20 protein-coding genes are annotated in these 18466 nt (G+C 61.5%); 9 read left to right on the top strand and 11 right to left on the bottom strand.

What is annotated here, in order from left to right:
- Position 1: 1 nt before the first annotated feature.
- Positions 2-589 carry a hypothetical protein gene (locus PSH64_RS18960; protein ID WP_105349043.1) on the bottom strand — a complete coding sequence of 196 codons (588 nt, stop codon included), beginning with the start codon at positions 587-589 and terminating at the stop codon, positions 2-4.
- An 88-nt stretch (positions 590-677) separates the two neighbouring features.
- A complete protein-coding gene (locus tag PSH64_RS18955) occupies positions 678-1460 on the bottom strand; it encodes a hypothetical protein (protein ID WP_105349041.1) in 783 nt (260 codons plus the stop codon).
- A gap of 147 nt (positions 1461-1607) precedes the next feature.
- Between PSH64_RS18955 and PSH64_RS18950 the strand changes: the two genes are divergently transcribed.
- Positions 1608-2927, top strand: a complete 1320-nt coding sequence (locus tag PSH64_RS18950) for an Nramp family divalent metal transporter (protein ID WP_305478206.1) — start codon at positions 1608-1610, stop codon at positions 2925-2927.
- Between the two features lie 144 nt (positions 2928-3071).
- Here the strand turns inward: PSH64_RS18950 and PSH64_RS18945 are convergent, their stop codons facing one another.
- Genes PSH64_RS18945 through PSH64_RS18935 form a run of 3 tightly spaced genes read right to left on the bottom strand, consistent with a single transcriptional unit; the run spans position 3072 to position 5662 of the window.
- Positions 3072-4250, bottom strand: a complete 1179-nt coding sequence (locus tag PSH64_RS18945; RefSeq protein WP_028940391.1) for an acetyl-CoA C-acetyltransferase — start codon at positions 4248-4250, stop codon at positions 3072-3074.
- 11 nt (positions 4251-4261) lie between these two features.
- The gene (locus tag PSH64_RS18940; protein WP_305478205.1) at positions 4262-4927 is read right to left on the bottom strand and encodes a CoA transferase subunit B; all 666 of its coding nucleotides are present in this window, start codon (positions 4925-4927) and stop codon (positions 4262-4264) included.
- 36 nt (positions 4928-4963) lie between these two features.
- Positions 4964-5662 (bottom strand): CoA transferase subunit A, encoded by a 699-nt coding sequence (locus tag PSH64_RS18935; protein ID WP_105349030.1) that lies wholly within the window; start codon positions 5660-5662, stop codon positions 4964-4966.
- Between the two features lie 148 nt (positions 5663-5810).
- Between PSH64_RS18935 and PSH64_RS18930 the strand changes: the two genes are divergently transcribed.
- Positions 5811-6704, top strand: coding sequence for a LysR family transcriptional regulator (locus PSH64_RS18930; RefSeq protein ID WP_305478203.1), 894 nt, complete (start codon positions 5811-5813; stop codon positions 6702-6704).
- 65 nt (positions 6705-6769) lie between these two features.
- On the opposite strand, the gene PSH64_RS18925 is transcribed toward PSH64_RS18930, so the two are convergent.
- On the bottom strand, positions 6770-7816 hold the full coding sequence (locus PSH64_RS18925) for a class I SAM-dependent methyltransferase (RefSeq protein ID WP_305481185.1): 1047 nt from the start codon (positions 7814-7816) through the stop codon (positions 6770-6772).
- Positions 7817-8114: 298 nt separating this feature from the next.
- On the opposite strand from PSH64_RS18925, the gene PSH64_RS18920 reads away from it, so the two are divergent.
- Both PSH64_RS18920 and PSH64_RS18915 read left to right on the top strand, forming a co-directional pair.
- A complete protein-coding gene (locus PSH64_RS18920; RefSeq protein ID WP_305478202.1) occupies positions 8115-8951 on the top strand; it encodes a DUF692 domain-containing protein in 837 nt (278 codons plus the stop codon).
- Positions 8944-9702 carry a DUF2063 domain-containing protein gene (locus PSH64_RS18915; protein WP_305478201.1) on the top strand — a complete coding sequence of 253 codons (759 nt, stop codon included), beginning with the start codon at positions 8944-8946 and terminating at the stop codon, positions 9700-9702. Before PSH64_RS18920 ends, PSH64_RS18915 begins: the two co-directional genes overlap by 8 nt.
- Before the next feature lie 493 nt (positions 9703-10195).
- Here PSH64_RS18915 and PSH64_RS18910 read toward each other — a convergent pair whose 3' ends face one another.
- Together PSH64_RS18910 and PSH64_RS18905 are read right to left on the bottom strand one after the other, a co-directional pair.
- Positions 10196-11506, bottom strand: coding sequence for an ATP-binding protein (locus tag PSH64_RS18910; protein WP_105349023.1), 1311 nt, complete (start codon positions 11504-11506; stop codon positions 10196-10198).
- On the bottom strand, positions 11503-12243 hold the full coding sequence (locus tag PSH64_RS18905) for a response regulator (protein WP_026286577.1): 741 nt from the start codon (positions 12241-12243) through the stop codon (positions 11503-11505). Before PSH64_RS18905 ends, PSH64_RS18910 begins: the two co-directional genes overlap by 4 nt.
- Before the next feature lie 317 nt (positions 12244-12560).
- Here PSH64_RS18905 and PSH64_RS18900 point away from each other — a divergent pair, with 317 nt between their 5' ends.
- From PSH64_RS18900 to PSH64_RS18880, 5 genes are all read left to right on the top strand, one after another.
- Positions 12561-12824 (top strand): DUF2790 domain-containing protein, encoded by a 264-nt coding sequence (locus PSH64_RS18900; RefSeq protein ID WP_305478200.1) that lies wholly within the window; start codon positions 12561-12563, stop codon positions 12822-12824.
- A 50-nt stretch (positions 12825-12874) separates the two neighbouring features.
- The gene (locus tag PSH64_RS18895; RefSeq protein ID WP_105349020.1) at positions 12875-13096 is read left to right on the top strand and encodes a hypothetical protein; all 222 of its coding nucleotides are present in this window, start codon (positions 12875-12877) and stop codon (positions 13094-13096) included.
- Positions 13097-13264: 168 nt separating this feature from the next.
- Positions 13265-14473, top strand: coding sequence for a cytochrome c biogenesis protein DipZ (locus PSH64_RS18890; protein WP_305478199.1), 1209 nt, complete (start codon positions 13265-13267; stop codon positions 14471-14473).
- Between the two features lie 185 nt (positions 14474-14658).
- On the top strand, positions 14659-14931 hold the full coding sequence (locus tag PSH64_RS18885) for a DUF4242 domain-containing protein (RefSeq protein WP_105349015.1): 273 nt from the start codon (positions 14659-14661) through the stop codon (positions 14929-14931).
- Between the two features lie 37 nt (positions 14932-14968).
- Positions 14969-15781, top strand: coding sequence for a class I SAM-dependent methyltransferase (locus PSH64_RS18880; RefSeq protein WP_305478198.1), 813 nt, complete (start codon positions 14969-14971; stop codon positions 15779-15781).
- 196 nt (positions 15782-15977) lie between these two features.
- On the opposite strand, the gene PSH64_RS18875 is transcribed toward PSH64_RS18880, so the two are convergent.
- The 3 genes from PSH64_RS18875 to pcsA form a co-directional block, all read right to left on the bottom strand.
- Positions 15978-16913 carry a universal stress protein gene (locus PSH64_RS18875; protein WP_305478197.1) on the bottom strand — a complete coding sequence of 312 codons (936 nt, stop codon included), beginning with the start codon at positions 16911-16913 and terminating at the stop codon, positions 15978-15980.
- Between the two features lie 407 nt (positions 16914-17320).
- On the bottom strand, positions 17321-17707 hold the full coding sequence (locus tag PSH64_RS18870; protein ID WP_305478196.1) for a DUF488 domain-containing protein: 387 nt from the start codon (positions 17705-17707) through the stop codon (positions 17321-17323).
- An 11-nt stretch (positions 17708-17718) separates the two neighbouring features.
- Entirely contained in the window at positions 17719-18441 is a 723-nt protein-coding gene (gene pcsA, locus PSH64_RS18865) for a phosphatidylcholine synthase (protein ID WP_305478195.1), read from the bottom strand.
- Positions 18442-18466: the final 25 nt, after the last annotated feature.

Here is an 18466-nt window from a genome sequence, read left to right as displayed (position 1 = left end):
TTTATTTGCCGGAAATGATCTGGTTCACCAGCGTTTCGTGGCCGGTTTTGTCGTTGGGGCGGGAGATGACCTGAATGATGGCCATGCGAGTGCCGGAAGCGGCCATCAGCGAGGTGTCGAGGGTCATGCCGCCGCCCTGGGTGGCGGTGCTGTCGATCTGTCGCAGGCCCAGGCCCGTGCCTTTCTGGGTCAGGCTTTTTTCGCTCAGCTTGTTGAAGTCCGGCAAGGCGTTGCGTTGCTCGGTGGCAAAAGCGGACACGGTGGAGTCGAGGAACTCACCGTCGTTGTCCTTGACGTTGGCGCCGCCAGGGATGGTGTTTTCGGCGGCGATCACCACGGTTTTAGTGGCCTGGTTGGTGTACATCGTGCCTGTCGCCCCGGCGGTACCGGTGGCCGCGTCGCCGGCCGGCAGCGGGTTGGCGATGAAACCCTTGGGCAGGGTGAAGGTGAACTTGCCGCCAAGCATCGAGACCTTCTGGGTCGGCGCTTTGTCGCTGGAAGTGGCCTTGGCCGCCTGCGCATTCAAGGCCCCCAGGCTGGCAGCCGCTGTCAGTAGCAGAACAACGGCTTTTTTACTCAACAATGACATTCAAACTCTCCGTAGGGTGGTCGCGCTTTGACGGCGATCATCCCATGGATCGCGATTTGTAGCAGCTGCTACGCAGGGTGCATGGCGATCATCGCTGCTGTTCGCTGAAACGATAAGGTATTGGGCGCAATGCCCGTTGCTTAGTCACCAACAGCATCCCCAATGATGTGCCTATCCCCAATACAAATCCGATCCAGCCCAACCTCGGTAACGACAATGCCAGCACCAGGCAAAACGCCGCAAACGAATACATCCCGGTCGCCGTGGCCCTGAGCAACGCTGCCGTAAACGCCGGCCCGCGAGTCTGCTGGGAAAACACCGCCATCACACTGCCCAGCACCGGGAATACCGCGAGCAGGCCGCTCCAGCGCTCGCCGACGGTGCTGGCCAGCAACGTCACGGCCAACGTGAGCAGGGCGCCAGCCGTCATGCGCAGCAGCAGTTTGTCGGACTTCGGTGCCGGGCCTGAAACGATGGGTTGCACCGAGGGAAACAGGTACGGCGCGGCCAGTAATGCAATAGCGGCGGCGATCACCGAGAACACCAGCGAGGGCGGGATCAGCGACAGCGCAACAGCCGTCAGCGCCCAGACCAGTAGCGAACTCGCCAACGCCCACGGCCAGCTCGAGCGTTGTGCTACCTGGGCGTAGGTCACGCAGAAGGCAATCATCGCGAACATCGCCGACAGCGCCGCCGTTGCCGCCTGAGCGGCGAACACCTGGCCTTGCTCGAGGGCGAGGAACAACAGAATCGGCCCGACCACCACCGGCAACCCCGACAACCAACCGGCCACGCTTGGCCCCCAGCGCTTTCCGGCCAGGGAAATCAGCAACAGAAACCCCGGAATCACCAGCAGTTTGAGCATCAGCACGCACGCTTCTCCATCGGTGTGAGCCGGTCACGTTAGCATTGCGGGCGATGGATTGCTTAAGGAGGCCTCTGGGCAAGCGCTGAGCGCCTACACCCGCGTGCGCGAAACGTCTAAGCTGCGCGCTCCCACCTGTTGACGGATGCTTGCGTGAAATTCAGTTTGCCCAAAGTCGGCACCGCGCCGTTTTGCCCACCGGAAGTGGCCGGCACGGTTGCCGTTGACCCTCGTGCACCCTTCTTTAAACGCGTTCTGCGTTTTGCCGGCCCCGGTTTGCTGGTGTCCATCGGCTACATGGACCCGGGTAACTGGGCCACTGCCATCGAGGCCGGTTCGCGGTTTGGCTACAGCCTGTTGTTCGTGGTGTTGCTGGCGAGTCTGGCGGGGATGGTGGTGCAGTGTTTGTGCTCGCGCCTGGGTATCGCCACCGGGCGCGATCTTGCGCAGTTGTGCCGTGAGCGCTACAGCACGCGGACCGCACGGACCCAGTGGCTGCTGGCGGAAATTTCGATCATCGCCACCGACCTCGCCGAAGTGCTCGGCTGTGCGCTGGCGTTCCACTTGCTGCTGGGTTGTTCGCTGACGTTCGGCATCGCGCTCACCGCGTTCGACACGTTGCTGGTATTGGCCTTGCAAAACCGCGGCTTCCGCCGGTTGGAGGCGATCATGCTGGTGCTGGTGGGCACTATCGGCGCGTGTTTCTTCGTCGAGCTGTGGCTGATCAAACCGTATTGGCCGGATGTCGCCCGGGGTTTCACACCGTCACTTTCGACGATTGGCGATGCGGCGCCGTTGTACCTGGCCATCGGTATTCTCGGGGCCACGGTGATGCCGCATAACTTGTTCCTGCATACCTCGATCGTGCAGACCCGGATGATCGGCAAGGACCTGGCCAGCAAGCAGGACGCGGTCAAACTGGCGCGCATCGACACCATCGGCTCTCTGGCCCTGGCACTGCTGGTCAACGCGGCGATCCTGATTCTGGCTGCCGCGGCATTCCACAATACTGGACACAGTGACGTGGTCGACATCCAGGATGCCTATCACTTGCTCGATCCATTGGTGGGCGGGGCGTTGGCCAGCGGGCTGTTTGGCGTGGCATTGCTGGCGTCGGGGCAAAGCTCGACCTTCACCGGCACCATCGCGGGCCAGGTGATCATGGAGGGCTACCTGAACCTGCGCTTGCCCTGCTGGCAACGGCGCTTGATCACTCGCGGGCTGGCGCTGATCCCGGCGTTCATCGGCGTGTGGCTGATGGGCGATGGGGCGATCGGCAAGCTGCTGGTGTTGAGCCAAGTGGTGTTGAGCTTGCAATTGCCGTTCGCGTTGTATCCGTTGATTCGCATAACCAACGATCAGACGCTCATGGGGCCGTTTGTGAATCGGCTGCCAACGCGGGTGTTGGCGTGGGGGTTGTTTGGGGTGATCAGCGGGGCGAATAGTTGGTTGATCCTGCAGTTCGTGGCCTGACTCGGGAGGGGTGTTGCCTGGTCGGGCTTCTTCGCGAGCAAGCCCGCTCCCACATTTGATCGGTGGTGTTCACATATTCTGTGCTCACAGGAGATCCAGTGTGGGAGCGGGCTTGCCCGCGATGAACGATAACGCGGTCTCGGGCTAGCGCTCGATGGCCAACGCCACGCCCTGACCACCGCCGATGCACAGGGTGGCCAGACCTTTCTTGGCGTCACGCTTGATCATCTCGTGCAGCAAGGTCACCAGCACCCGGCAACCCGAGGCTCCAATCGGATGGCCCAGGGCAATCGCGCCACCGTTGACGTTGACCTTGCTCAGGTCCCATTCCAGGTCCTTGGCCACCGCCAGGGATTGCGCGGCGAAGGCTTCGTTGGCCTCGATCAGCTCCAGTTGATCGATGGACCAACCGGCCTTGTCCAGGCAACGACGAGTGGCCGACACCGGGCCGATGCCCATGATTGCCGGGTCGACGCCCGCGTTGGCATAGGCGGCGATTTTTGCCAGTACCGGCAGGCCGAGGGCCTTGGCTTTTGCGGCGCTCATCAGGATCACCGCGGCCGCGCCGTCGTTCAGCGAAGAAGCATTACCGGCGGTCACCGAACCGTCCTTCTTGAAGGCCGCTTTCAGTTTGCCCAGGGACTCGGCGGTAGTGCCGGCCCGCGGCTGTTCATCGGTGGCGAAGGCCAGTGGATCGCCCTTGCGCTGGGGGATCAGGATCGGGGTGATTTCATCGACGAAACGCCCGGCTTCGATGGCGGCCACGGCTTTCTGTTGCGAGGCGGCCGCGAAGGCGTCCTGGGCTTCACGGCTGATGCCGTATTTGTCCACCAGGTTCTCGGCGGTGATGCCCATGTGGTAATCGTTGAACGCATCCCACAAACCGTCGCTGATCATCGTGTCGACGATCTGGCTGTGGCCCATGCGCAGTCCGGTACGGGCGCCCGGCAGCACGTAATTGGCCAGGCTCATGTTTTCCTGACCACCGGCGATGATCACCTCGGCATCGCCGCAGCGAATCGCCTGCGCCGCCAGGTGCAGGGCTTTGAGGCCCGAGCCGCAGACCTTGTTCAGGGTCATGGCCGGTACGGCGTGGGGCAGGCCAGCCTTGATCGCAGCCTGGCGCGCAGGGTTTTGCCCGGCGCCAGCGGTCAATACCTGGCCCATGATCACTTCATCGACCTGCGCCGGGTCCAGATCGGTTTGCGCCAGCAACTGGCGGATCACCGCAGCACCGAGATCAACCGCGGACACATTGGCCAACGCCCCCTGGAAACTGCCGATGGCAGTGCGAGTGGCAGCAACAATTACAACGTCTTGCATGGACGGATTCCTCACTGGGCAGTGAACTGCATTTCCGGGACGTGGTCAGGCACGATCAGTTTGCCGGCGGTTTTGGCTACGATTTCCTCGACGCTCACACCCGGCGCGCGTTCCTTGAGAATGAACGCGCCATCCCGGATCTCCAGATAGGCCAGGTCGGTCAGTACGCGTTTGATGCAACCGGCGCCGGTCAGCGGCAGGCTGCAGCGGGGCAGCAGTTTCGACTCGCCGTCCTTGGAGGCGTGGGTCATGGTGACGATGATGTTGTCCGCACCGGCCACCAGGTCCATCGCGCCGCCCATGCCCTTGACCAGTTTACCGGGGATCATCCAGGAGGCGATATTACCTTCGACGTCCACTTCAAATGCGCCGAGCACGGTCAGGTCGATATGGCCACCGCGGATCATCGCGAACGATTCGGCGGAGGAGAAAATCGATGCGCCAATACGCGCGGTCACGGTTTGCTTGCCGGCGTTGATCATGTCGGCGTCGACTTCGGCGTCGGTCGGAAAGGCGCCCATGCCGAGCAGGCCGTTTTCCGATTGCAGCATGACTTCCATGCCTTCGGGGATGTAGTTGGCGACCAGGGTCGGAATGCCGATGCCCAGGTTCACGTAGTAGCCGTCCTGCATTTCGCGGGCGACGCGCTGAGCCATTTGTTCGCGGGAAAGTGCCATTGTTGTTATTCCTTCATTCGGTCCGGGGGCAGGGGATCACTTACGCACGGTGCGCTGTTCGATGCGCTTTTCGAACGTGCCGCAAATGACCCGGTCGACGTAGATGCCAGGGGTGTGGATCTGCGACGGGTCCAGTTCGCCGGGTTCGACGATTTCTTCGACTTCGACCACGGTGATCTTGCCGGCAGTGGCGGCCAGCGGGTTGAAGTTCTGGGCGGTGTGGCGATAGACCACGTTACCGAAGTGGTCGGCTTTCCAGCCTTTGACGATGGCGAAGTCACCGGTGATGGATTCTTCCATCAGGTACTGGCGGCCCTTGAATTCGCGCACTTCCTTGCCTTCGGCGACTGGAGTGCCGACGCCGGTGGCGGTAAAGAACGCCGGGATGCCGGCGCCGCCTGCGCGCATTTTCTCGGCGAGGGTGCCTTGAGGGGTCAGGACGACTTCGATTTCGCCGCTCAGCAGTTGCTTCTCGAACAGGGCGTTTTCGCCGACGTAGGAGGCCACCACTTTACGGATCTGCCGGTCTACCAGCAGCACGCCGAGACCGAAACCATCGACGCCGCAGTTGTTGGAGACCACGGTGAGGTCACGCGTGCCCCGGTGCTGGATCTCGGCAATGAGGTTTTCCGGAATCCCGCACAGGCCGAAGCCGCCGGAGATCACGGTCATGCCGTCTTCCAGACCGGCCATCGCTTCTTCATAGGAATACACGCGCTTGTCGAACCCTGCCATATGCACCTCTTTTATTCTTTGTGGGCGGCTGGCTAGCCGGATGGGGAGGGAGTGTCTCGCCACAGGATTTATTTGTTAAGTTGATTTTTAAGGTTGATTGATAGATAAAACTCACCAATGAGTGCGCGCTACGTTGGAGACAGTGGCCATGACCGTTAAACAGATCCGCGCCTTCCTGGCCGTGGCCCAGAGTTTGAGCTTTGCCGTGGCTTGTGAGCGGCTGCACCTGTCCCAATCGGCGCTGAGCCTGACCATCAAGGCGCTGGAGGACGGCCTGGGCGGGCGCCTGTTCACCCGCAATACCCGTAACGTCGCGCTGACCGCGGAAGGCGAATCGCTGCTGCCACTGGCCCGTCGTTTGATCGCGGACTGGGACAATGCCGAGGATGAACTGCGCCAACGCTTCACCCTTCAACGCGGCCGCGTGACGCTGGCGGCGATGCCGTCGTTTGCCGGCAACTTGTTGCCGCCGATCCTCAAGACCTTCCGCGCGCGTTATCCCAAGGTCAACGTTACGGTGAACGACGTGATCAACGAGCAGGTGCTGGAAATGGTCCGCGACCGCCAGGTGGAGCTGGGCGTGGCGTTTGAGCCGACCCAGAGTTCGTCGCTGCAATTCACTCCGTTGTACATCGACCGGTTTGTGGCGGTGGTGCCGCTTGATTCACCGTTGGCGGACCTGGGCGACATCGATTGGCAGACCTTGCTCAGAGAGCCGTTCATCACGTTGCAGCGACCCTCCACGGTGCGGGTGATGCTTGAAGAACATCTACAGGCGCGGGGCATGAAATTGCCGGTGGAGTTTGAAAGTCATCAGTTGGCAACGGTCGGGCGAATGGTGGCCAGCGGCTTGGGCGTGAGCGCGGTGCCGGCATTGTGCGCCGGGCAGATGCGCGAGCTGGGCGCGCGGTGCATCACCCTGCGCGACCCGGTGGTGGAACGGGCGATCGGGGTGCTGACGACAGGGCAAGAGCTGTCGGCGGCGGCGCAGGCGCTGTTCGATGTTCTCAAGGCTGAAAACCTGGGTGAGCGTCTGAACTGACCACAGGGTCCGGTTTCATCCGTTGCATCCGGGCAGACCAACCTGCCCGGATGATGAGCCGGGCGTTATTTACGCGCCTCCAGAATCAGGTTGAACGGCGTTTCCGTGGCTCGCCGGAACTGGGTGAACCCCGCCTCGGTGAAGACCTTGCGCAACCGTGCCTCGCCCGCCTGGGCACCGAGCCCGAGGCCGACCTCCTGGGACAGCGAGTTAGGTGTGCAGATAAAGGTCGAGGCGGCGTAGAACAGCCGTCCCACCGGGTTGGCGTTCTCGTCTAGCGTGTCGTTGGCGAAGGGCTCCACCAGCAGCACCGTGCCGTCGGGTTTGAGCGATTCATAGGCATGCCGTGCGGCGCCCACCGGGTCACCCATGTCGTGCAGGCAGTCGAAATAGCAGATCAGGTCATAGTCGTCGCCCGGATAGCTCTTGGCGGTGCCCTGGAAGAACCGTGCCCGTCCGGACACGCCACCTTCTTCGGCGCGCTGGGTGGCGACGGTGATCGAAGGCGCGTGGTAATCGAAACCGACGAACCGCGACTCGGGGAAAGCCTGGGCCATGATCACGGTCGAGGCGCCGTGGCCGCAGCCGATGTCCGCCACTTTCGCGCCGGCTTCCAGTTTGGCGACCACCCCGTCGAGCGCCGGCAGCCATTCGCTGACCAGATGCGCCTTGTAGCCTGGGCGGAAGAACCGCTCGGTGCCGCTGAACATGCACGGATGGTGATCGCCCCAGGGCAGGGCGCCGTTGCCGCGCATGGCGTTGACCAGTTTGTCCTTGTCATGAAAAAACGACGCAACCACCGCCATACCGCCGGCTACATACACCGGTGAGTCTTCGATCGCCAGCGCCAGGGCTTGCTCTTCGGGCAGGCGGAACTGGCCGTCATGGTGTTCCATGTAACCGGAGGCAGCGTGGGCGCTGAGCCATTCACGCAGCAGGCGGGTATTGCAGCCGGTCTTTTCGGCGAGTACTTCGGGGGTGACTGGCTGGCTGTCGGCCATGGCCCGGTACAGGCCGAGCTCTTCGCCGAGGATGACGTTGGCGAGCATCGCCGCGCCACCCATGTCGCTCACCAGTTTGCCCATGAAATCATTGAGTCTGGCCTCGTCCATCATGTGTGCTCCTTCAGCAGGATCACAGCCCGCAGGCATTGTTTGTCGAGGCATGCACCTGTGGGCGGTAATCGTGGGAATGAACAGGACGATAACCGCGTCCTGGCTCCCCTACGGGGGTAATCGATAAGTCTAGTTCGTGTATCCCTCTGTATCTGGCTGCCTGTCCGATACAGTGCGCTGAGAAGAGGGGTGTTTGCGCACACAGACCCGACACACCGAGGCGCTTGACTGGGCCTGCCGGCCGGCACTGAGTGTTCAGGCGCTGGAGACCGGATCCCAGGATGAGATCGACACCATGCAAATTCCCCTCACATCTGTGCAGGCGACCGTCGGGCTAGGCTTGCGCCGTGGTTTGATAAAGGACCTTCAAGCAGCCCCGGCGGGCGCTTTCGACTTTCTGGAAGTCGCGCCGGAAAACTGGATCGGCATCGGCGGCGCTCACGGCGCGGCGTTTCGTGCCCTGGCCGAGCGTTATCCGTTGTCCTGTCACGGCTTGTCCTTGTCGCTGGGCGGGCCAGCGCCGCTGGATGTCGGCTTCCTGCAGGAAGTACGGATTTTCCTCGATCACCATAAGGTGCCGCTGTACAGCGAACACCTGAGCTACTGCAGCGATGACGGGCATCTTTACGATCTGCTGCCGTTGCCGTTCACCGAAGAAGCGGTGCACCACGTGGCCGCCAGAATTCGTCAGGCACAGGACATCCTCGGTCGGCGCCTGGCGGTGGAAAACGTCTCGTACTACGCCGCGCCTCGGCAGGACATGGACGAACTGACATTCACCGACGCAGTGCTGCGCGAAGCCGATTGCGACCTGCTGCTGGACGTCAACAATGTCTACGTCAACTCGATCAATCACGGTTTCGATCCGCAGACGTTTCTGGCGGGCATCGACACGGGGCGGGTAGTCGCAATGCACGTGGCGGGGCATTTCGACGAATCCGACACGCTGAAAATCGACACCCACGGCGCCTCGGTCAAACCGGTGGTCTGGGCTTTGCTGGCCGAGGCGTATGCGCGGTTCGGCGTACAGCCGACGCTGCTTGAACGGGACTTCAATTACCCGGCGTTCTCTGAACTGGTCAGCGAGTTGCTGACCATCCGCCGACTGCAAGAGGAGGCGAACCGTGGATAAACCGACGCTGTATCAGCAGCAAGACACCTTGACTCGCTACCTGCGCGACCCCGACCACTGTGCTCCACCCGCCGGGATGGACGTGGCACGGGCGCAGGTTTATCGCGACCTGGTGTTCTCGAACCTGTCGTCGTTGCTCAGTGGCACCTTTCCGGTGTTGGTGAGAATACTGGGGGACAGTGACTGGCGTTCTCTGGTGCGAATCTTCCTGCGGGACTACCGCGCTCACACGCCAAAATTCGGCGAGATCGCCCGGGAGTTTGTCGAGTTCCTCGCATCGATGCCGCTGGCGCTGAACGATGGGCCGTGGCCACCGTTCATGGTCGAGCTGGCGCATTACGAATGGGTGGAAATGGCGCTGCAACAATCCGACGCCGAGCCGCTGTCGGCCAGCGATGCCTGGCTGCTGCCGGACCGCCCGTTGCAGGTTTCGCCACTGGCCTGGCCGTTGGCCTATGGCTGGCCGGTGCAAAAGGTGGGGCCGGATTACCGGCCGCAAGTGCCACCGACTCAGCCGACGTTGCTGTTGGTCAGGCGGGCCGAGGACTGGAGCGTGAAGTTTTCCGAACTGAGCCCATTGGCGTGGCGGTTGTTGCAGCGGATCGGGGAATTACCCCGGCTCGATGGCCGAGCGCAGCTGGAAGGGCTGGCGGTGGAGGCAGGGATGGCCGGGGCACGGGAGTTCATGGACAGCGGGTTGGCGTTGTTGCGGCAGATGCATGGAGAAGGGGTAATCGGTATAGCGACCTGACCGCACCATTCCCCCAACCACCACAACCCCAAGGTGGGAGCGGGCTTGCTCGCGAAGGCGGTGTGTCAGTCAAAATCAATATTGAATGTGCTGGCCCCTTCGCGAGCAAGCCCGCTCCCACAGGGATTGGTGGTGTTTATTGGGGCTTTGGCAACTTGGGCTCTGCACTATTCACCGCTCACACAATTCTCCCCAAACACCGAATATCCCTGTGGGAGCGGGCTTGCTCGCGAAGGCGGTGTGTCAGTCAAAATCAATATTGAATGTGCTGGCCCCTTCGCGGGCAAGCCCGCTCCCACAGGGATTGGTGGTGTTTATTGGGGCTTTGGCAACTTGGGCTCTGCACTATTCACCGCTCACACAATTCTCCCCAACCACCACAACCCCAAGGTGGGAGCGGGCTTGCTCGCGAAGGCGGTGTGTCAGTCAAAATCAATATTGAATGTGCTGGCCTCTTCGCGAGCAAGCCCGCTCCCACAGGGATTGGTGGTGTTTATTGGGGCTTTGGCAACTTGAGCTCCGCACACAACCCACCGTCTACGCGATTGCTCAAGGTCAGTGACCCGCCAATCGCCAGCGCCAGCTGCTGGGCAATCGCCAACCCCAAGCCGGTCCCGCCGGTGCTGCGATTACGCGAATTCTCCACGCGGTAGAACGGCTGCATCACCTGGGCCAATTGCTCTTCGGCAATCCCCGGCCCTCGGTCCATGACCTTCACCGACAAGCTGCCGTCGGCCTTCGTTTCCACCCACAACTCAGCCGCGCCAGCGAATTTCAGCGCGTTGTCCACCAGGTTCACCAGCACTCGCCGCAAGGCATGGGGCCGGGTGTCGATCACTGCGGCGCTTTTGCCGCCCAGCTGCACGTCTTTGCCCATGTCCTGATAGTCGAACACCAGGCTGTCGAGGAACGAATCCAGATCGGTGCGGCGACTTTCCTCGGTGGCGCCATGGATGCTGCGGGCGTAGGCCACGCCTTCGCGCACCAGGTGTTCCATCTCGCCGAGGTCATTCCACAGTTTGTCTTTTTCGCTGGAGTCGTCCATGAATTCGGCACGCAGTTTCATGCGCGTGATCGGGGTTTGCAGGTCGTGGGAAATCGCCGCCAACAGTTGCATGCGCTCCTTGAGATACGCCGCGATGCGTGCCTGCATGGCATTGAATGCCCTGGCGGCGTAGGCGACTTCGGTCGGGCCTTTTTCATCGAGGTGCACGGCGTGGGTGTTGGGGTCGAGGGTTTCCACGGCTTGGGCGAGGCGGGTGAGCGGGCGGATGGCGATTCTCACGGCCAGCCAGGTGCAGGCGATCAGCAGCGCCAGTTGTCCCAGTAATACCGCCGGTAGCCACGGGGACAAAGGCACCATCGCGGGTCGCACGTCGATGGTGACGGGGCTGCCGTCCTTCAGTTTCAGATGGGCCTGGAAGTGTTTCTTCGGGCCAGGGATGTCGGTAAAAGTCAGCGGATACTCATGACCGATGGCGTCCTGAATCGAGGGGACAGCAATCGGCACATCGCTGGGCGCCATCGGTGTGCCGGGCGAACCTTCATTCAGCAGATAACCATAGTTGGTGCGTTCCAGGCGCTGCAGCCAGCTCGCTCGTTCGTTGGCGGGCAAGCGGTCGAGGATGGCGAGGGAGGTCGAAACGTCGGTTTCCAGATTGCCCAACATCGTATTTTTTGCACTTTCATAACGCTCGTAGTACTGCGCGCCAAAGGACAGCGCCTGGGCGAGGATCAGGCCGATCAGGAAAATCAGCGACAGCCGCGAGGCCAGCGTGCGGGGCCAGTGCAGCGCAAGGTTCATGACGGCGCACCGAGCACTTCCACCGGCAGGGAAAACACATAGCCTTCGCTGCGTACGGTCTTGATGTAGGCCGGTTCCCGGGCGTCGTCGAGCAGGCGCTGACGCAAGCGGCTGACCAGCAAATCGATCGAGCGGTCAAACAGGTCGGCGTCGCGCCCTTGAGTCAGGTTGAGCAACTGGTCGCGATTGAGCACCCGCTGAGGATGATCGAGGAACACCCGCAGCAAACGATATTCCGCGCCGCTGAGGGCGACCATGGTGCCGTCCTGATCCAGCAGATGCCGGGCCGAGGTGTCCAGGCGCCAGCGACCGAACGCCAGCAGGCGACCGCTTTCGGTGATCACCAGATTCGGCGGCAGCATCCGCGTGCGCCGCAGTACGGCGTTGATCCGGGCGAGCAGTTCACGGGCGGCGAACGGTTTGACCAGGTAGTCGTCGGCGCCCATTTCCAGGCCGATGATGCGGTCGGTTTCATCGTTGCGCGCGGTGAGCATCAGCACCGGCGTGGCCTTGTGTTTACCGGCGCGCAGCTCGCGGCAGAGCAGCAGGCCATCGTCGCCCGGCATCATGATGTCGAGCACGATCAGGTCCACCGGCGTGGTCTCCAGAAACGCGCGCATCTGCCGTCCATCCGCCACCACGGTGGTGCGCAGGCCGTTCTTCTTCAGGTAATTGCCTACCAGTTCCCGGATCTCGCGGTCATCGTCCACGATGAGAATGTGATCGACGTGTTCCATGGTCGCCATGCCTCTTGAGTAGGAGTTTTCGCGCAGTCTACCGAGTCAAGGCTCGCTCGCCCGCAGCGGTTTGTATTGCAGTGTATCTGGCCTGTCGGAGGATACACGGGGACGCAAAAACAGCCGGTTTCAGGGGGTTTGTATCGCTGTGTATCGCCGGCCGGTGTTGATACATAGCAATTTACTCGCGCCTGTTCCGGACACAGACGGGATACCTCGCGGGCTTCTAATGGCTTCCATCGAGGCAAACCCAAACCGCCTCGGCCCCATCAACGATTTGGCAACGATTGACCCATTGAAGCCCCGAGGAAACCACCATGAATACCAAAGCCGTCTACGCCGCCTGCCTGTTTGCCGCCCTGAACATCTGCACCTTGTCGGCCCGTGCCGAAGCCGATGTCACCCCGCGAACCTACACCTATGGCACGCACCTGGACATCCAGAAAGTGCTGTCGATGAAAGAGGACGCCACGCCTTCCTGCGGGATCGTGAATGCGCGGATGACCTACCTGGATTCCCAAGGCAAAACCCAGGCCCTTGATTACCGCAAATTCGCTGACAACTGCAACGAAGACAACTGAGTCCTTTGCTCACCCGTTATCAATCCCTTTTTTGAAACAGGAAGAACCCCATGAACAACGTCACCCGCTTTTTGACCGCCATCGTCTTTTCCGTAGCCGGCGTCGCCGCTCATGCCAACGCGGCTGTTGAACAGAACAGCTGTGGCAGCAGCACCTGCTTCCAACTGACGCCGCTGGTGGCTGAGGATGGTTCCAGCCGCACACCGCAGGGGCAACTGATTGCAGAGAACGGCTACAGCCGCACGCCGCAGGGCCAGCAGTTGGAGGCCTGAAGCCAGGCACCGCTCTGTACATTCCCGTAGTTCCAGTGTGGGAGCGGGCTTGCTCGCGAAGAGGCCGGTACATTCAAGATTGATGTCGACTGACACACCGCCTTCGCGAGCAAGCCCTCCCACATGGGAACGGCGGTATATCGTCCTTCACATTTTCAAGGTGATCCCATGTTTCTCATCGCGTTCCTGGGCGGCATTTTGACCGTCCTCAGCCCGTGCATCCTCCCGGTCGTGCCGTTTCTGTTTGCCGGTGTTAAACGCACACGCACCTCGATCCTGCTCACCCTCGGCGGCATGGCCCTGACCTTCGCCCTGGTCTCCAGCCTGGCCGTGGTCAGCAGCGATTGGGTGGTGCAAGCCAACAACACGGGCCGCCATGTGGCGCTGATCGTGATGGTGCTGTTTGCGCTGTCGCTGATCTCCGCCCGCATCGGTGGCTGGCTGGCGCGGCCGTTCGTGTTGCTGGGCAATCGCCTCGACCCCAACACCCGCAAAATGTCCGGCCCGCTGGGCTCGGTGATGATCGGCGTCGCCACTGGTCTGCTCTGGGCGCCATGTGCCGGGCCGATCCTCGGAGTGATCCTCACCGGCGCCATGCTGCAAGGCGCCAATGCCCAGACCAGCCTGCTGCTGGTTGCGTATGGCCTGGGCAGCGCGTTGTCCCTGGGCACCTTGATCTTCGCCGGTCGCGGCTTGGTCAATCGCTTGAAACCGTCGATTCCGGTCACCGGTTGGCTGCGTCGCGGCGCGGGTGCCGGGGTGTTGGTCGCGGCGGCGGTCATCGCCACCGGAACCGATAACAGACTGCTCGCCGGCACTTCGTCCGAAGGCGTCACGACCGTTGAACAGCAGGTGCTGGAAACCGTGCCGAAAGTGGTCGATTACCTGGTCAGCAAGGTCAAGGCCGACTCGATGGACGCGGCCAAAGGCGCGATGCCGTCACTCTCCGGCGCGGTCGAATGGCTCAACTCGCCGGCGCTGAGTAACGACTCCCTGCGCGGCAAGGTGGTGCTGGTGGATTTCTGGACCTACGACTGCATCAACTGCCAGCACACCTTGCCCTACGTGAAGGACTGGGCGAAAAAATACGAAAAGGACGGCCTGGTGGTGATCGGCGTGCACACCCCTGAATACGGTTACGAACGCATCCTCGACAACGTCCGCGATCAGGTGCAGAAACTCGGTATCACCTACCCGGTGGCGATCGACAACAACTACGCGATCTGGCGCGCCTTCGACAACCAGTACTGGCCGGCTCACTACCTGATCGATGCCAAGGGGCAGGTGCGTTACAGCCACTTTGGCGAGGGTCGGTACGAGACTCAGGAGCAGATGATTCGGCAGCTGTTGGAAGAGGCCAAGGCGCCTGCCGCGTAACCTGTTCCGGTCAAGCACGCCAACCTGTCAATGCCGCGTTACAGATCAACGACCATGCATCGGAGAGCGGTGCCATTCGTGAGTCTGCCGGACGATCGGGCAGGACGGATACGTATCCGGGAGCTTTAGTTTGTGGACAGGGTCACTTGCGACCCTGTCATCACGATCATGAAAGGGAGGTTGTCATGCCTAAGTTCATTATTGAGCGCGAGCTTCCGGGAGCCGGCGCACTGCCGCAACAGGAACTCAAAGCGATCTCGCAAAAATCCTGCGATGTGTTGCGCGGGTTGGGGCCAGAAGTGCAATGGCAGCAGAGTTACGTCACGGGCGACAAGATTTATTGCGTGTACATCGCGCCGAGCGAAGAGCTCATCAGGGAGCACGCCAAACAAGGTGGCTTTCCGATCAACAGCGTTTCCCGAGTCATGAGCATCATCGACCCCACCACGGCGGAGTAAGCCGGGACCCGTTCCAACCCGCAGCGGAGCAGACTTCATGAGCACACCCATTGATCTCACCGCCCTGAAAAACCGTCAGATGACTGCGTGGGCCAGCGGTGACTATGCCGTGATCGGCACCACTTTACAGATCGTCGGCGAGCTATTGGCCGAAGCCTGTGACTTGCTCTGTGATGAGCGGGTGCTGGACGTCGCCGCGGGCAACGGTAATGCAACGCTTGCCGCTGCGCGTCGGGGTTGTAAGGTCACGTCCACCGACTATGTGGCCAAGTTGCTTGAACGCGGCGAAGACCGGGCACGGGCGGAACACCTGAACGTGACCTTTCAGGTGGCCGACGCCGAGGCGCTACCTTTCGAGGATGCCAGTTTCGATGCCGTGCTCTCGACCTTTGGGGTGATGTTTACGCCCGATCAACCCAAGGCGGCTGCGGAACTGGCGCGGGTGTGTCGTCCGGGAGGCCGGATCGGCCTTGCCAACTGGACGCCCGAAGGCTTTGTCGGCCAGATGTTCAAGGTCCTGGGGCGCCACATGCCGCCACCCGTAGGGGCGCAACCGCCTTCAAACTGGGGCTCCGAAGCGTGGTTGCACTCGCATTTCGATCAGCGCGACTTCGTGCTTCAGGTGACACGACGCTTATTCAACTTCCGCTATCGTTCGCCCGCCCATTTCATCGATACCTTCCGCAGCTGGTATGGCCCGGTTCACAAGGCCTTCGCCACCCTGCCACCTGAAGGGGCCGCCGCCCTGGAAAACGACCTGACGGAACTGCTCAAGCGCCTGAACCGAGCAGGGGAGCGGTCGCTGGTGGTGCCCGGTGAATACCTGGAGGTGGTGATCACCCGGCGTTGAGTCGAGAACGTAAAATCCCTGTGGGCGCGACCTTCTGTGGCGAGGGGGCTTGCCCCCGTTGGGTCGCGAAGCGGCCCCAAAAGCTTTGCGACTGCTTCGCAGCCGAACGGGGCGGTGCGGCGTTCCGACAAGCCCCCTCGCCACAGGGGGCGCGTCCACAAAGGTATGTGCACAATTTGGTATTCAGCCGTTGCAGTCACTCATCCAGTGATTCGGTGTACACCACCCACACGCTGCACGGCATTTTGTACAGCACATGCTCCACCGTGCTGCCGATCAACCGGCCCATGCCGCGATGGCCGATCCGGCCCATGACGATCACATCCACATCATGGGTCTCGGCGTAGTGGGTCAGCACCTTGGTCGGGTTGCCCATGACCATGTGCCGCTGCTCCGGCGCGATGCCGTTGCGCGCGGCCAGTTCGTTGAACGCATCCTCCTGAAGGTCGTACAAGGTCTTGACCTGGCCCGAAGAGAGAAGCGCCGAACCGTTGTAGAAGTTGAACTCGTCCGCGCTGATGGCTGAAAGGTCATAGGCGTAGACCACATCGAGCTCGGCGTTGCAGGCGCTCGCCAGTTTCGACGCTTCGTGAAGGATCCGGTCGTTGAAGCTTTTGTATTGATCATCGCGATGATACGGGTCGATCGCGGCGACGATCTTGCGCGGTAACGCACGAGTGGCATGGCTGACGAAATGCAGCGGCACCGGGCATTCACGCAACAAATGTACGTCGAGGGGTGTAAACACCAGCCGCGACAGCCGCGACAGCCGCGATTGATGCTCCAGCGCCTTGATCAGCACGTCCATTGGCTGCTCTTTGAGGTGAATCAGGATTTCCTCCAACGGATGTTCGACCCAGGTCACTTCCGTGGTGACGTGCACACCGATCTTGCGCAAGGGATGCGCCTGCTCCTCAAGCCATTGACGGTGGCGCTCGATGTACCCCAGGCGCATCTGTTCCAGGGCCTTTTCGTTGACCAAGCTGGCGGTCGCCAGGCCTTCCAGATAGTCGAAAGCCACGATGTGCAGGGCCGCACCCTCGGCCTTGGCCAGCGCCGCCGCCCGGTCGAAGGCGGGGCTGTGTTCCATCAGCGGTGAAGCGACCAGCATGAAGCGTGATTGACCAGACATGACAATCCTCCCGTGGGTTGGCGAGCAGGCGGTGGTCGTTCAATACATCTCAATCCTTTCATTATTGACCATGATCAGACTCAGGGGCGCCTGGCCGCTCGAACGGGCCGGCAGAGCAGCGCAATATTCATGCGATGTAGGGCACGCCGAAATTCTGATGTGGGAGCGGGCTTGCTCGCGAAGGCGGTGTGTCAGGCGATATGGATGTCGAATGTGATGGCCTCTTCGCGGGCAAGCCCGCTCCCACAGGGATTTGTGGTGTTCACGCGATGTAGGGCACGCCGAAATTCTGATGTGGGAGCGGGCTTGCTCGCGAAGGCGGTGTGTCAGGCGATATGGATGTTGAATGTGATGGCCTCTTCGCGGGCAAGCCCGCTCCCACAGGGGATTTGTGGTGTTCTTTTTATCTAAACAACCTTTGCGCCCCGGGCCTCAAGTAGCTCGCGCAATACGGACCGGTGGCAACGCGCCTCGTCTTCGCAGTAACACCCAACGGCCAGTGAGGTTTGATGGGAGAGGGCGGCCAGCAGGTCCAGCAACTGACTGGGCGCGGGATGGTTCATCTCGGCCTTGAACTTGCGCTTGAAGTTCTCCCAGGCTTTGGCATCTTCTGCCGCCTTGGCTTCGGCCACCAGTTCGGGGCTGGGGGACAGCAGCGGTTGCCACACATCATAGAAATCACGGCTGGCGAATTCGGCCTTCGGTACGCCACGGGGCGGGCGGCGTACCGTGCCCAGGCGCAGGCCTTCATTTGCGGTGCGGGGTGAACCGAGTCGCACGATATGGATGGGCATGATTGCAGTGCCTATTTGAGCCGCGAGCCGTCGAACCACTCCAGCGCCGTGCGCCAGATGCAGATCCCCAGGAAGTACGCCGACATCAGCAACCAAAGCCCCATGACCATCGGGTTGATCACTGGATGGTTGACCACCAGCGACAAACTGCACAGCAACCAGATGGCCGTCACGGCAATGTTGATCGGCATGAACCGCCGCACGCGGAACGGGTGCAGGAATTTCATCCGGGTCACGGTCAATAGCGCCAGGCCGATGACGGTGAGCAAGGTGATCCACGGCGACGGATCGATGATGTACAGGCACAGCGCGACTACGTTCCACGCGGCGGGGAAGCCCTGAAAATAATTGTCTGTGCTTTTCATATTGACGTTGCAGAAGCAAAACAGCGACGACACCAGAATCAGCGACACGGTCAGCAGCAGGGTGTAGTCCGGCAACGGAATGTAGCGATAGATGAACAGCGCCGGAATGAACACATACGTCAGGTAATCGATCACCAGGTCAAGGATCGAACCGTCGAAACTCGGCAGCACCGACTGTACATTGACCTTGCGCGCCAGCGCACCGTCCAGCCCGTCGACAATCAGCGCCACGCCCAGCCACAGCAGGCAATTGGTGGGCTGGTTTTCCAGCAGGGCGAGGGTCGCGAGAAAGGCTGTGACCACGCCGGTGGCGGTAAAACCATGGGCGCCCCATGCTTTGAGCCTGGCGATGTGTACGGTGGATATCACGGGGGCGTTCTCCAGAAAATGAAGC

This window comes from Pseudomonas sp. FP1742, assembly GCF_030687145.1.
Taxonomy (GTDB): Bacteria; Pseudomonadota; Gammaproteobacteria; order Pseudomonadales; family Pseudomonadaceae; genus Aquipseudomonas; species Aquipseudomonas frederiksbergensis_D.
Note: the sequence above shows the minus strand (reverse complement) of the source record. Positions and strands in the feature narration are given on the sequence as shown.

Coding starts and splice junctions, on each gene's coding strand:
- PSH64_RS18945 (WP_028940391.1), bottom strand. CDS start 4,250: ATGCAAGACGTTGTAATTGTTGCTGCCACTCGCACTGCCATCGGCAGT.
- PSH64_RS18905 (WP_026286577.1), bottom strand. CDS start 12,243: ATGGAACACGTCGATCACATTCTCATCGTGGACGATGACCGCGAGATC.
- PSH64_RS18875 (WP_305478197.1), bottom strand. CDS start 16,913: ATGTCTGGTCAATCACGCTTCATGCTGGTCGCTTCACCGCTGATGGAA.
- PSH64_RS18930 (WP_305478203.1), top strand. CDS start 5,811: ATGACCGTTAAACAGATCCGCGCCTTCCTGGCCGTGGCCCAGAGTTTG.
- PSH64_RS18940 (WP_305478205.1), bottom strand. CDS start 4,927: ATGGCACTTTCCCGCGAACAAATGGCTCAGCGCGTCGCCCGCGAAATG.
- PSH64_RS18890 (WP_305478199.1), top strand. CDS start 13,265: ATGTTTCTCATCGCGTTCCTGGGCGGCATTTTGACCGTCCTCAGCCCG.
- PSH64_RS18870 (WP_305478196.1), bottom strand. CDS start 17,707: ATGCCCATCCATATCGTGCGACTCGGTTCACCCCGCACCGCAAATGAA.
- PSH64_RS18885 (WP_105349015.1), top strand. CDS start 14,659: ATGCCTAAGTTCATTATTGAGCGCGAGCTTCCGGGAGCCGGCGCACTG.
- PSH64_RS18895 (WP_105349020.1), top strand. CDS start 12,875: ATGAACAACGTCACCCGCTTTTTGACCGCCATCGTCTTTTCCGTAGCC.
- PSH64_RS18910 (WP_105349023.1), bottom strand. CDS start 11,506: ATGAACCTTGCGCTGCACTGGCCCCGCACGCTGGCCTCGCGGCTGTCG.
- PSH64_RS18880 (WP_305478198.1), top strand. CDS start 14,969: ATGAGCACACCCATTGATCTCACCGCCCTGAAAAACCGTCAGATGACT.
- PSH64_RS18925 (WP_305481185.1), bottom strand. CDS start 7,816: ATGGACGAGGCCAGACTCAATGATTTCATGGGCAAACTGGTGAGCGAC.
- PSH64_RS18900 (WP_305478200.1), top strand. CDS start 12,561: ATGAATACCAAAGCCGTCTACGCCGCCTGCCTGTTTGCCGCCCTGAAC.
- PSH64_RS18935 (WP_105349030.1), bottom strand. CDS start 5,662: ATGGCAGGGTTCGACAAGCGCGTGTATTCCTATGAAGAAGCGATGGCC.
- PSH64_RS18960 (WP_105349043.1), bottom strand. CDS start 589: ATGTCATTGTTGAGTAAAAAAGCCGTTGTTCTGCTACTGACAGCGGCT.
- PSH64_RS18920 (WP_305478202.1), top strand. CDS start 8,115: ATGCAAATTCCCCTCACATCTGTGCAGGCGACCGTCGGGCTAGGCTTG.